This window comes from Streptomyces ziwulingensis, from assembly GCF_039542605.1.
Lineage (GTDB): Bacteria > Actinomycetota > Actinomycetes > Streptomycetales > Streptomycetaceae > Streptomyces > Streptomyces ziwulingensis.
In genome coordinates this window covers 1-13,164 of record NZ_BAABIG010000050.1, presented here as the reverse complement: position 1 = coordinate 13,164, position 13,164 = coordinate 1, and the positions used below count along the sequence as shown (strand labels likewise).

Sequence of the window (13,164 nt, the reverse complement as noted above, 5' to 3'; positions counted from 1 at the left end):
GGGACCTCTGACTCGGTGACGTCCACCTTCTCCCCCGGGGGCGAGATCTCATTCCAGCGGCGCGGGTGATTCTTGAAGTGACCCCGCGACCACGGATCCGGATTCGCCGGGAGCGGCCTGGGCCTTTCCCTCACAACCGAACATAGCTCGCCCGGACGGATGACGTCACCCGCTACTGCGGCGTACCTCCGTTCCAGCGAATTGGGCCTCTCATTACCTGCAACGACGTAAGTCCTCAGTCAGTTCCGGTTTAATTCGAAAGAGCTTGGTGATGCAGCGACCACAGCCGCTCGGATCAGGCCTCGAAACGGTCTGTCTCCTGTTCCGCCTGCCATTTCCGGCTCGGCGGAAGCACGGCCCGTCCTCACTTCCGCCGCTCCGTTTCCCTGTTCTTCTCTGCCTTCCCAGACCGCTCCGGGATACACGGGGCTTCTCACCGTCGGGTACGTTCCCGGCCCCGCTCCCCGTTCAGCGCCGGGCGCCGCCGTCCGCACGGCGCGGGCCGCCTCCAGGAGGGACGCGCCCGTCGTCATCAGGTCGTCGACCAGTACCACCGGGCCGCCCTCGCGCAGCAGCCGCGCGCCGCCGGGCACCACCGCGAGCGCCCCGGCGAGATTGGCCAGCCGCTGCTGGGAGCCGAGCCCCGACTGATCCGCCACCGACCGCCGCTGGCGCAGCACGGCGACCACCCTGGCCGGCGTCCCCGACCGCCGCAGCCCGCCCGCCGCCGCCAGCGCGATCCGCCGTGCCGGGTCATGCCCCCGCGCCCGCACCACGCGCCGCGAGGACGGCACGGGAACGAGCAGCACCGGCGCACCGCGTGCCCGCTGCTCCCCGAGCCCGGCCCGCACCGCCCCCGCCAGGGCCGCGCCGAGCGGCGCCGCGAGGGCCAGCACGCCCCGCTCCTTGTGGGCCAGCAGTACGGCCCGCACCTCGTCCTCGTACCGCGCCGCCGCGTACACCTCCGGCAGCCCGGACGGCTCCGGCACCGGCCGCACCCGGCACGGCGCGGCCCCGCTCAGGACGGCACCGCACCGCCCGCAGAGCACCGAGCGCGGCCTGCCGCACCCTCCGCACTCGGCCGGCAGCACCAGGTCGGCAAGGTCCTGCCACCACCTCCGCATGCCCACCACTGTGCCCAGCCCCGCACCACTCCGCCACCCCTGTGGAAAACCACGGGCGGCCGCCGGTCACGCCTGTGGAAAACACCGGCAGACCGACTGCCACACCTGTGGACAGACGGCCTGCGGACAACAGAACCCCGAGGACAGGACGCCACCGCGGACAGGAACACCCTGTGGACAACCGGACCCGGCACCCGACCGGGGCCGTACACAAACCCCAGCAAACCCCGGGGATCGGCTCGTCACCCGGCTGGTCGCCGGCTCGTCACCCGGGATAAACCGGCGCCAGCCCCTTCGTCACCTTCTGCCACTGCATCCCGGACGGCAGCCGGACGATCCCGTCCTCCGAGTACGCCACCAGCGGCAGCCCCTCGTCCTCGGACGCGGCGATCTCCTTGACGCCGGTCAGCGCGGCGGGCGCCGAAGTCTCCGGCGTGGAGCCGTCGACCTGCACGTACCCGATCTGCTGCACGCCCCCGGCCTCGCGCCCCACCACCACGAGCCGGCTGTCACCGGCCCAGGACATGGCGCTGACCTCCTCCAGCACGGGCGTCGCCGACCGAAGTTCGAGAACTGTCGGCGGCTCCCCGGCCTTCTCCGCCCGCTCGATCCGCCCGATGAGCAGCGACCGCTTGTCGTCCTTCTCCACGATGAGCGCGATCCGCACCCCGTCGGCGGCCACCCGCACGGCCTCGATCCGCCCGTCCAGCCCCGGCGCGCGCACCTCCACCGGCTCGCCCGCGCCGCGCTCCAGCGTCAGCAGCCGCGGCTGGTCCGGATTCCGGTCGGCGATCCACAGGTCGCCCCGGATGTCCCAACTGGGCGCGGTCAACCGGTCCTGCTCGGTCTTGCCCTCGCTGGTCAGCACCGGTTCCCCGAGCGAACCGCCCGCCACCAGCGACCCGACGTACAGCGACCTGCCGTCGAGGCCGACCCCGGCCGCGGTGCGCTCGTCCCGTGCCACCGCCACCGACCGCAGCACCGTGCTCCCTTCGCCCAGGGCGCCCGGAACGGGCTCCGCCGTCGTGGAGTCACCGCCGGAGGAGAGCCGCACCATGCGGTCCTCGTCGTCGACGAAGTACAGGTACTCCGGGCGCTGCGCCGCGCCGCGCGACGCCACCGCCTCGGCCCGGTCCTCGGTGAGCGCGCACAACTCCGTGTCGCCCGAACGCAGTTCGACCTCGTCCACCGCCGGGGTCAGGCTCCGCAGCGTGAACAGCAGTTGGGCCGCCATCTCGTCGCAGGTGTCGGCGTCGACCCGCGCGGCCCGGCCGTTCAACGGCACCGTGAGTCTGTTCTGTTCGTCCGGCGTCAGCGAGGTGACGCCCTTGGCCAGCGCCGTCCCCGCGGGGAAGCCCGACCTGACGACGGGGGCGAGCAGGGTCGTCGGCCCGTTGATGAGGGAACGCACGACCTGCGTGAGGGGTTCCACCCGCCGCCGCACATAGACCGGATCGGCGACGGCGGTGGTCCGCGGACCGGCCCCGCTCCCCTCGTCCGCCGCCGTGTCCGAGGCGAAGTAGTACTTGTTCACGGACGTGTAGTTGCGCTGGAAGTCCGACTTGCCCATGACGACGCCCTTGGGTGGCATGTCGATACGCCACTGCCGCGTCTTGGGATCACGCGTGAGGTGCACCGGCTCCCGGTACTCCCCCTCGGCCGGCGCGTACGACTGCCGCGCGTCCACCGTGGCGACCTTGGTGCCGGTCAGGGTCACCGAGTGGTCGCCGCCCTCCTCGCGGCCGCCCGCGGGCTGGGACATGGCGCCCGGCCCGTTGGCGAGCACGGTCGTGGACAGCTCCGGCCGCCAGTCCTTCGCGGCCTCGTCGGTCAGGTACTTGCGGGCCGTCTCGTAATGCGTGTCGTCACTGGTCAGCGCCTCCAGGAAGCCCTGCACGATGTCCGGGGCGGCGGCGTCCTTCTGCGGCGGCATGGCGAACACCCGCACCTGGGTGTCCTGCCGTGGAGTCGACTCCACGCCCCGCAGATCCCCGCTGTCGGGCATCGACGCACACCCCGACAGCAGTACGGCCCCGCAGACGGTGTACGCCACCGCGCGCGCCGGCGACCGCCGCCGGCCCCCCTCGCGGTCAGCGCCCACGAGATGCCTCCCCTTGCCTGCTCGAATCCTCCGGCCCGGCGTCCGTACGCCGCTCCGCCTCCGAGGCGGGCCGGGCCACCACCCGCGCACCGCTCCCGGGCAGCGCCGTCGGGTCCGCCACGGGCGGCACGGCGGCCGACCGGGGCGGTATCGGGTCCCGCCGGGGCGCTATCGGGTCCCTGGCCGACGACGACGCCGCCTGCCCGGGCACCGCCCGCCCACCGGCCCGCTGCCCCGCGGTCGCCTGCGCCGGAACCGGACCCCCCGTACCGGCGGCGGACGGCTGCCCCGCCGCCCCGTCGAGGCCGCGGTAGCGCCGCGAGTCCGCGGGCTCCAGCGGGATCGGCGAACCCCGCAGCGGCTCGTCCGCGGTCCTGGGCAGCGTCAGCCGGAACTGCGAACCGCCGCCCGGCTCACCCCACGCCTGGAGCCAGCCGCCGTGCAGCCGCGCGTCCTCCAGAGCGATCGACAGCCCAAGACCCGTACCGCCGGTGGTACGCGCGCGTGCCGGGTCCGCCCGCCAGAAACGGCTGAAGACCCGGGTCGCCTCGCCCGGCTTGAGCCCGACGCCGTAGTCGCGCACCGCCACCGCCACCGCCCCGCCCGCCGCGGCGAGCTTGACGACGACGTCACGGCCGTCCCCGTGCTCGACGGCGTTGACGACGAGGTTGCGCAGCACCCGCTCCACCCGCCGGGCATCGGCCTCGGCGACGACGGGCTGCTGGTCCCCGGTGATCCGCACACGCGTGCCCTTGCGTTCGGCGAGCGGCGCGGCCCCGCCGACGACGCGCCGCACGACCTCCCTGAGGTCGACCGGCTCCGCCTCCAGCGCCGCCGCGCCCGCGTCGAACCGGCTGATCTCCAGCAGGTCGGCGAGCAGCGTCTCGAACCGGTCCAACTGGTCGGCGAGCAGTTCCGCCGACCGCGCCGTCACCGGATCGAAGTCCACGCGTGCGTCATGGATGACGTCGGCCGCCATCCGCACGGTCGTCAGCGGCGTACGCAACTCGTGCGACACGTCGGAGACGAACCGCCGCTGCATCCGGGAGAGGTCCTCAAGCTGGCTGATCTTGAGCTGGAGGTTCTGCGCCATCTTGTTGAAGGCCTCACCGAGCCGCGCGATGTCGTCCTCGCCGGTGACCTTCATCCGCTCCTGCAACCGCCCGGCGGAGAGCCGCTCGGCGATGCTCGCCGCCATCCGTACCGGCGTGACGACCTGGCGCACGACCAGCCAGGCGATCGCCCCGAGGAGGACGACGACGAACAGCCCGGCCGTCGCCAGCGTGCCCTTGACCAGGCTCAGCGACTTCTCCTCCTGCGTGAGCGGGAAGAGGTAGTAGAGCTGGTACGGGTCGCCGTTCGGGTCGTTGACCTGCTTGCCGATGACCAGCGCCGGCTGGGAGTCCTGGGCGGAGCTGTAGACGATCCGCGTGTAGCTCTGGGCCGCCGCCGTGCCGCTGTCCAGCCGCTCGCGCAGGTTCTCGGGAACGCTGGACGCCGGGTCGACCAGCCCGGAGGCGCGTGGTCCGCGCCCGCCGCCGCCGTCGCCGCCCATCGGCAGCGTGACCACGTCGAAGGCGCCCTGGCCGCCGCTGGAGAGCGACTTCACCAGGTCACTCATCCACTGGATGACGTTGGGCGAGGGACGGCCGTCCACGGCGGTGACGTCGTCGCCGGTCACGGTCGCCGCCTCCTCGGCCTTCTGCTTGGCCACCGCGAACCCGCCGGTCGCCTGGGACTGGGAGGCCTTCACCTTGGCGTCCAGCAGACCGTTGCGCACCTGACCGATGACGACGAAGCCGAGCAGCAGGACGACGCCCAGGGACATCAGGAGGGTGGTGACGACGACCTTGAGCTGGATGTTGCGCCGCCACAGCCGCATGACGGGCAGCAGCGGCCGCCGCACCCAGCGCATGAGCAGACGGAGCACCGGGCTGTTGCGCACGTCCGCGCGCAGCGGCCCGCCCTCCCGCAGGCGCCCCCAGCGGGGGCCCGCCTTCCGGCCGACAGGCCGCTCGGCGCCGGCCTCGGATCCGCCGGGCGCCGAAGCGGCACTGTCACCGGACATGTCAGCTCGGCCCCGCCTTGTAACCGACGCCCCGGACGGTCACCACGATCTCCGGCTTCTCCGGGTCCTTCTCGACCTTGGAGCGCAGCCGCTGCACGTGCACGTTGACCAGCCGGGTGTCCGCCGCGTGCCGGTAGCCCCAGACCTGTTCCAAAAGCACCTCACGCGTGAACACCTGCCACGGCTTACGGGCCAGCGCCACCAGCAGGTCGAACTCCAGCGGCGTCAGCGCGATCGACTGGCCGTCCCGCTTCACGGAGTGCCCGGCCACGTCGATGACCAGGTCGCCTATGGCGAGCTGCTCCGGCGCCGGCTCCTCCGACCTGCGCAGGCGCGCCCGGATCCGGGCCACCAGCTCCTTCGGCTTGAACGGCTTGACGATGTAGTCGTCGGCGCCCGACTCCAGGCCCACGACCACGTCGACCGTGTCGCTCTTGGCCGTCAGCATCACGATCGGCACACCGGACTCCGCCCGGATCAGACGGCACACCTCGATCCCGTCCCGGCCGGGCAGCATCAGATCGAGCAGCACCAGATCCGGCTTGGCCTCCCGGAAGGCGGCCAGCGCCTTGTCGCCGTCAGCTACGAAAGACGGCTCAAAACCCTCACCACGCAGCACGATGCCGAGCATCTCGGCAAGTGCGGTGTCGTCGTCGACGACAAGGACTCGTCCCTTCATAAACGACATCATCCCATTCTCATAACGGTGAAGGTGGCGCAGGTGAGCAGGGTCACCGGCCAGTGACGATAGTCGTACCGAGGCACTACTGTCTGCCCGCGCCCGAGCCGCCCCCTGCCGCCGCCCGGCGCCCGCCCCCGCGGCTCAGCCGATCGCCACCTGTCCCGGCCGCGCGCACATCTCGGCGAGGGCCTGCGCCGTCACGGGCGAGACGGCACCCTTCTCGGTGACGATCGCCGTCACCAGTTCGGGCGGGGTGACGTCGAAGGCCGGGTTGTAGGCCTGCGTCCCGAGCGGCGCCATCGGTATGCCGCCACCCGCTCCGGCCACCGGCGCCCGCGGCGCCGTGATCTCGGTGACCTCGTACCCGGGACGCTGCTCGACCTCGATGGACGCCCCGTCGGGGGTCTGCGGGTCGACCGTCGTCACCGGCGCCACCACGATGAACGGCACGTGGTGGTAGCGCGCCAGCACCGCGAGCGGATAGCTCCCGACCTTGTTCGCCACCGACCCGTCGGCCGCGATGCGGTCCGCCCCTATCAGCACCGCGTCCACCTCTCCGGCCGCGAACAGCGAACCCGCCGCGTTGTCGGTGAGCAGGGTGTGCGCCATGTCGTGGCGAGCCGCCTCGTACGCGGTGAGCCGCGCGCCCTGGAGCAGCGGACGGGTCTCGTCCACCCACAGGCGCCGCAGCCGCCCCGCCCGGTGCGCCGCGAGCGCCACCGCGAACGCCGTGCCCTCACCGCCGGACACCAGCGCACCGGTGTTGCAGTGCGTGAGGATGCGGTGCCCGCCGCCCGGCAGCAGCTCGTCCAGGAGTGCCAGCCCGTGTCCGGCCATGCCGACGCTGGCCGCGGCGTCCTCCCGGTGCAGCGCCCGTGCCGCGGCCAGCGCCGCCTCTGCCGCCTGCCGGGCGCCACCGCCACCGGCGAGCGCGGCCCGGTGCGCGGCCTGCGCCCGGCGTACCCCGACCGCCAGGTTCACCGCGGTGGGGCGGGCGCCCGCCAGCGCGTTCGCCGCGTCGTCCACGTCGTAGCCCCGCACGGCGGCGAGCGCGACGCCGTACGCGCCGGCGATGCCGAGCAGCGGCGCCCCGCGCACGGCGAGCGAACGGACCGCCTCCACCAGCGCGGGAGCGTCCGTGCAGACCAGTTCGACCTCCTCCGCCGGCAGTCTGGTCTGGTCCAGAAGAACCACCACCGGGCCTTCGGGGGGTTCCTCCCAACGGATGGCCGGGATCTCGGTCGGCCGCTTGTCCTCGCCTGTTTGCGCGTACTGATCAGCCATGCGGTCAGTCTGCCCCGTGTACGTCGGACAATTGAAGGTGCGTAGCCCATACCGCGGCCGGTCCGCCCCGGACCACCCCATGGCACGATGGCTGCCAACCTGCCGCCGCGACCGCGGACGGGCACCGTGAAGGAGCCACGATGAACGACACTCCGGGCTGGGCGTCGCCCGGATCCGCACCGTCCGACGGGCGGCAGCCCGGCGAGTCCGGCCCCGCCGAGCCCGCCGACCGCCCGGGCGCGGACCAGACAGGCCCCGGCACGAAGTGGTCCAAGGAGCAGCCGCCACCGGGCCAGTGGTCCGCTCCCACCGGCGCCCAGGCCCCCACCGGCCCCGCCCAGGCCCCGCCTCCCCCGCCACCCCCCGGCCCGGGCTGGGGCCCGCCGCCCCCCGGCACCCCCGGCACCCCCGGCACCCCGCAGGGCCCCGGCGGCTACAGCGGCGGCCCGGGCGGACACCAGGGCGGCTACGGCGGTTACGGCGGCCCGGGCGGAGGCTACGGCGGCTGGGGAGCCGGCTGGGGCGGCCCGCCCCCCGCGGCCAAGCCCGGCGTCATCCCCCTCCGCCCGCTCGGTGTCGGCGAGATCCTCGACGGCGCCGTCTCCACGATGCGCACCTACTGGCGCACGGTCCTCGGCATCTCCCTCGCCGTCGCCGTCGTCACGGAGGTGATCGTCGTCCTGCTCCAGGGCCTCGTCCTGGACAACGCGAGCACGGACGCCCTCAACGACCCGAGCGCGACGCTCAGCGAACTCGGCGACGCCATGGCCGACGCCATGATCAGCTCGGGTGTCGTCTTCCTCGTCTCCCTGATCGGCACGGTCGTGGCGACCGCCCTGCTGACCACCGTCACCAGCCGGGCCGTCCTCGGCCGGCCGGTGACCACCGCCGAGGCGTGGCGCGACGCCCGTCCGCAGGTGCCCCGGCTGCTCGGCCTGATCGTCCTGCTGATGCTCATCACCGCCGCCGTCCTCACCGTCGGCGCGCTGCCCGGAATCCTGGTCGGCGTCACCGCGGGCGGGGACGCGGCCATCGCCCTCGGTGTCCTGGGCGTCCTCGGCGCCGCCGTCGTCGCCCTGTGGCTCATGATCCGCTTCTCTCTGGCCTCGCCCGTGCTGATGCTGGAGAAGCAGGGCATCGTGAAGGCGATGAGCCGCTCCGCGAAGCTCGTGAAGGGCGCCTGGTGGCGCGTCCTCGGCATACAGTTGCTCGCCACGATCATCGCGAACGTCGTCGCGTCGATCATCGTCATCCCCTTCACCTTCCTCGCGGCGGCGCTCAGCGGCGAGGGAGTCGGCAGTTTCGTCAACGGCACCGGGGACTTCGGCTGGACCTTCCTGGTGATCAGCGGGATCGGCTCGGTGATCGGCTCCATGATCACCTTCCCGATCACGGCCGGCGTCACCGTGCTCCTCTACATCGACCAGCGCATCCGCCGCGAAGCCCTCGACGTCGAACTGGGTCGCGCCGCCGGTCTCCAGGGCTACGGCGTCCCCGGCGCGACCTCGGGGAGCTGATGCGGTGAGCAGGACGGGGGGAGTCCTCACGGACGTGCTGCCGCACACCGTGCTACGGGCGCTGCCGCGCGCCGACCGCCTGACGTCGGCGCTGTCCCGCGCGGACGACGACCCGCCGCTGACCGTCCCGCGCGACCCCGCCCGGGAGGCGGCCAGACGCGAACTCTCCAAGGGCGCGTACCACCAGAACGACCCGAGCTGGTTCCAGCGCGCCCTGAACGCCTTCTGGGACTGGCTGGACGACCTCTTCGGCACCGCCGCGTCGGCGACGCCCGGCGGAGCACTCGGCCTGTTCGTCATCATCGCCGCCGTCCTGGCGGTCCTCGCCGCCCTCTGGTGGCGCCTGGGCACCCCCCGCCGCACCCCGGCCCCGGCCGCCGCGCTCTTCGACGACCGTCCCCGCGGCGCCGCCGAACACCGTGCCGCGGCCGAGGCGCACGCCGCCCAGGGCCACTGGAACCAGGCCGTCCAGGAACGCATGCGCGCCCTCGTCCGCGCCCTGGAGGAACGCGCCCTGCTGGACGCACGCCCCGGACGCACCGCCGACGAGGCGGCCACGGAGGCCGGCCGCGCCCTGCCCGCCCACGGCGACCGGCTGCGCACCGCCGCCCGCGACTTCGACGACGTCACGTACGGCGGCCGGACGGCGGCCGAGCAGTCGTACCGGCACCTCGCCGAACTGGACCGCACCCTCGAACGCACCCGGCCGCGGACGGCGAGCGGCGCGGCCGGCCCCGGCTCGGAGCACCACACCCGCCAGGGAGCCGCCGGATGACCACCGAGGCCACGCTCCCGCCCACCTCGGCCTCGCCCACCGCCCGCCACCTGTGGACCCGCACGCGCGGCATCGCGCTCGCCCTGGCGCTGCTCGCCGTGGGCGCCGTCACCATCGCGGTCGTCCGCTCGGACGCACGGCACGGCGAACTCGACCCGCGTTCGGCCGATCCCCGCGGCAGCCGGGCCGTCGCCGCACTCCTCACCGACCGGCACGTCACCACGCGCGTGGTGACCACCCTGGCCGAGGCACGCGCCGCGGCCGGCCCGGACACCACTCTCCTGGTGGCCGTCCCCGACCACCTCACCGAGGCCCAGCAGAGGCGGCTGCACTCGGCCACCGCCGGCTCCGGCGGGCGCACGGTCCTCGTGACGCCCGGCAGCACCTCCGTCGAGCGCCTGGCCCCCGGCGTCACCGCCGACCCCGCCCTCAGCCTCGACTCGACGCTCTCCCCCGGCTGCGACTTCCCCGCCGCCCGGCGGGCCGGCACCGCCGACACCGGCGGCCTGCGCTACACCACCACCCATCTCGCCGCCGACGCCTGCTACCGCAGCGAACGCCTGGCCACCCTGCTCCGCCTCCCCGACACGGCCGGGGAACCCCCCAGCGCACCAGCGCCTGCGGACGCCTCGCGGGACACGCCACCGGACGCCCCCACCGGCGACACGATCGTCCTCGGCGCACCGGACATCCTGCACAACGACCGCCTCGACGAGCACGGCAACGCCTCGCTCGCCCTGCAACTCCTCGGCTCCCGCCCCCATCTGGTCTGGTACCTCCCCTCGCTCTCCGACACCGCCGCCCCGGAGGACGAACGCGACTTCCTCGACCTGCTCCCCTCCGGCTGGCTCTGGGGCACCCTGCAGCTCTTCATCGCCGCGGCCGTCGCCGCCCTGTGGAGGGCACGCCGGCTCGGCCCCCTCGTACCGGAGAACCTCCCCGTGGCGATCCGCGCCTCCGAGACCGTCGAAGGCCGCGCCCGCCTCTACCGCAAAGCGGCCGCCCGCGACCGCGCGGCCGCCGCTCTTCGCTCCACCACCCGCACGCGCCTCGCCCCCTCGGTAGGCGTCCCCGTGGCCCAGGCGCACACGCCCGAAGCCCTGGTCCCCGCGCTGTCCGCCCACCTCCACGACGAGGGACAGTCCCTGCACGCCCTCCTCTTCGGCCCGGTGCCGGGCGACGACGCGACCCTGATCTCGCTCGCCGACCAACTAGACGCCCTCGAAAGGCAGGTACGTCGTCCATGATGGACCCGACCACTGACAACGCCGGGCAAACCGGGAACCCGGGCGACGCCCGCAGTTCCCTCGAAGCCCTGCGCGCCGAGATCGCCAAGGCCGTGGTCGGCCAGGATCCCGCCGTCACCGGCCTCGTCGTGGCGCTCCTGTGCCGCGGTCACGTCCTCCTCGAAGGCGTCCCCGGCGTCGCCAAGACCCTCCTGGTCCGCGCCCTCGCCTCATCTCTCGAACTGGAGACGAAGCGCGTCCAGTTCACCCCGGACCTGATGCCGAGCGACGTGACCGGCTCCCTCGTCTACGACGCCCGCACCGCCGAGTTCTCCTTCCAGCCAGGACCGGTCTTCACCAACCTCCTCCTCGCCGACGAGATCAACCGCACCCCGCCGAAGACCCAGTCCTCCCTCCTCGAAGCGATGGAGGAACGCCAGGTCACCGTCGACGGCACCCCCCGCCCGCTCCCGGAGCCCTTCCTGGTCGCCGCGACCCAGAACCCGGTCGAGTACGAGGGCACCTACCCCCTCCCCGAAGCCCAGTTGGACCGCTTCCTCCTCAAACTCACCGTCCCCCTGCCCTCCCGCCGGGACGAGATCGACGTCCTCACCCGCCACGCCTCGGGCTTCGACCCGCGCGACCTGCGCGCCGCCGGCGTACGCCCCGTCGCGAGCGCCGCCGACCTGGCAGCGGCCCGCGCCGAGGTCGCCAGGACCAAGGTCTCCCCGGAGATCACGGCCTACGTCGTCGACCTCTGCCGCGCCACCCGCGAGTCGCCGTCCCTCTCCCTCGGTGTCTCCCCTCGCGGTGCCACGGCCCTGCTCTCGACCGCCCGCGCCTGGGCGTGGCTGACCGGCCGCGACTACGTCACCCCCGACGACGTCAAAGCCCTGGCCCTCCCCACCCTCCGCCACCGCGTGCAACTCCGCCCGGAGGCCGAGATGGAGGGCGTGACGGCCGACTCCGTGATCAACGCGATCCTCGCCCACGTCCCCGTTCCCCGCTGATGGCACTCACCGGACGCACCGCGCTCCTCGCGGCCCTGGGCTCCTTGCCGGTAGGCATCTGGGAGCCCGGCTGGACGGGCCTCCTCGCGGTCAACGCCCCTCTCGCGCTGGCCTGCGCCTGCGACTTCGCCCTGGCCGCCCCCGTACGCCGGCTGCGCCTTTCGCGCTCCGGCGACACTTCCGTCCGCCTGGGTGACAGCGCCGAGGTCACGCTCACGGTCGCCAACCCGTCGGGCCGCCCGCTCCGCGCTCAGCTCCGCGACGCCTGGCCCCCCAGCAGTTGGCAGCCGGGCACCGATATCCCCTCCTCGCGGCACCGCCTGACGGTCCCGCCCGGCGAACGCCGACGCGTCACCACACGTCTGCGCCCGACCCGCCGCGGCGACCGCCGGGCCGACCGTGTGACAATCCGCTCCTACGGCCCGCTCGGTCTCTTCTCCCGTCAGGGCACCCACGAGGTGCCCTGGACGGTACGCGTCCTGCCTCCCTTCACCAGCCGCAAGCACCTCCCCTCGAAGCTGGCCCGGCTGCGCGAGCTGGACGGCCGCACCAGCGTCCTGACCCGAGGCGAGGGCACGGAGTTCGACAGCCTGCGCGAGTACGTCCCCGGCGACGACACCCGTTCCATCGACTGGCGCGCCACGGCCCGCCGGACCTCCGTCGCCGTACGCACCTGGCGCCCCGAGCGCGACCGGCACATCCTGGTCGTCCTGGACACCGGCCGCACCTCGGCCGGCCGCGTGGGCGACGCTCCCCGCCTGGACGCCGCCATGGACGCGGCGCTGCTCCTGGCCGCCCTGGCCTCCCGCGCCGGCGACCGCGTGGACCTTCTCGCCCACGACCGCCGGGTGCGTGCCCTCGTTCAGGGCCGCACGGCCGGTGATGTCCTGCCGTCCCTGGTCAACGCCATGGCGTCACTCGAACCCGAACTGGTCGAGACGGACGCGCGCGCCCTCAGCGCCGCCGCTCTGCGTACGGCCCCCCGCCGCTCCCTGATCGTCCTGCTCACCACCTTGGACGCAGCTCCCATCGAAGAGGGCCTGTTCCCCGTCCTCCCCCGGCTCACCCAGCGCCACACCGTTCTCCTGGCCTCGGTGGCCGATCCCCACGTCGCCCGGATGGCCGCGTCCCGGGGCGACGCGGAATCCGTCTACGAGGCCGCGGCCGCCGCACATGCCCAGGCCGAACGCCACCGCACCGCCGAGCAACTCCGCCGTCACGGGGTCACGGTCGTGGATGCCACCCCCGATGACCTGGCGCCGGCCCTCGCGGACGCCTATCTCGCCTTGAAGTCAGCAGGCCGTCTCTGACCAACAAAAAAGGGGCCCCAGGGCCCCAGAAATGCGAAAAGCCCCGCATCATAAGATGCGGGGCTTT

10 protein-coding genes are annotated in these 13,164 nt (G+C 73.7%); 5 read left to right on the top strand and 5 right to left on the bottom strand.

Annotated features, from left to right (window positions below; genetic code table 11):
* Positions 1–239: 239 nt before the first annotated feature.
* The 5 genes from ABEB00_RS23200 to mtnA all read right to left on the bottom strand — a co-directional run bounded on the left by ABEB00_RS23200 (position 240) and on the right by mtnA (position 7,259).
* A complete protein-coding gene (locus ABEB00_RS23200) occupies positions 240–1,124 on the bottom strand; it encodes a ComF family protein (protein ID WP_345622004.1) in 885 nt (294 codons plus the stop codon).
* Positions 1,125–1,389: 265 nt separating this feature from the next.
* Positions 1,390–3,225 carry an LpqB family beta-propeller domain-containing protein gene (locus ABEB00_RS23195; RefSeq protein WP_345622003.1) on the bottom strand — a complete coding sequence of 612 codons (1,836 nt, stop codon included), beginning with the start codon at positions 3,223–3,225 and terminating at the stop codon, positions 1,390–1,392.
* Positions 3,215–5,293, bottom strand: coding sequence for an MtrAB system histidine kinase MtrB (gene mtrB / locus ABEB00_RS23190; RefSeq protein WP_345622002.1), 2,079 nt, complete (start codon positions 5,291–5,293; stop codon positions 3,215–3,217). Before mtrB ends, ABEB00_RS23195 begins: the two co-directional genes overlap by 11 nt.
* A gap of 1 nt (position 5,294) precedes the next feature.
* On the bottom strand, positions 5,295–5,984 hold the full coding sequence (mtrA, locus tag ABEB00_RS23185; RefSeq protein WP_009188938.1) for a two-component system response regulator MtrA: 690 nt from the start codon (positions 5,982–5,984) through the stop codon (positions 5,295–5,297).
* Between the two features lie 132 nt (positions 5,985–6,116).
* The gene (gene mtnA, locus ABEB00_RS23180) at positions 6,117–7,259 is read right to left on the bottom strand and encodes an S-methyl-5-thioribose-1-phosphate isomerase (RefSeq protein ID WP_345622001.1); all 1,143 of its coding nucleotides are present in this window, start codon (positions 7,257–7,259) and stop codon (positions 6,117–6,119) included.
* A gap of 140 nt (positions 7,260–7,399) precedes the next feature.
* Between mtnA and ABEB00_RS23175 the strand changes: the two genes are divergently transcribed.
* Genes ABEB00_RS23175 through ABEB00_RS23155 form a run of 5 tightly spaced genes read left to right on the top strand, consistent with a single transcriptional unit; the run spans position 7,400 to position 13,097 of the window.
* Complete coding sequence (locus ABEB00_RS23175; RefSeq protein ID WP_345622000.1) at positions 7,400–8,776, top strand: glycerophosphoryl diester phosphodiesterase membrane domain-containing protein; 1,377 nt, start codon at positions 7,400–7,402, stop codon at positions 8,774–8,776.
* A gap of 4 nt (positions 8,777–8,780) precedes the next feature.
* On the top strand, positions 8,781–9,551 hold the full coding sequence (locus tag ABEB00_RS23170; RefSeq protein ID WP_425586557.1) for a DUF4129 domain-containing protein: 771 nt from the start codon (positions 8,781–8,783) through the stop codon (positions 9,549–9,551).
* Complete coding sequence (locus tag ABEB00_RS23165; protein ID WP_345621999.1) at positions 9,548–10,798, top strand: DUF4350 domain-containing protein; 1,251 nt, start codon at positions 9,548–9,550, stop codon at positions 10,796–10,798. The genes ABEB00_RS23170 and ABEB00_RS23165 overlap by 4 nt, the downstream gene beginning before the upstream one ends.
* On the top strand, positions 10,798–11,787 hold the full coding sequence (locus tag ABEB00_RS23160; RefSeq protein ID WP_345621998.1) for an AAA family ATPase: 990 nt from the start codon (positions 10,798–10,800) through the stop codon (positions 11,785–11,787). The genes ABEB00_RS23165 and ABEB00_RS23160 overlap by 1 nt, the downstream gene beginning before the upstream one ends.
* The gene (locus tag ABEB00_RS23155) at positions 11,787–13,097 is read left to right on the top strand and encodes a DUF58 domain-containing protein (protein WP_345621997.1); all 1,311 of its coding nucleotides are present in this window, start codon (positions 11,787–11,789) and stop codon (positions 13,095–13,097) included. Before ABEB00_RS23160 ends, ABEB00_RS23155 begins: the two co-directional genes overlap by 1 nt.
* Positions 13,098–13,164 lie beyond the last annotated feature (67 nt).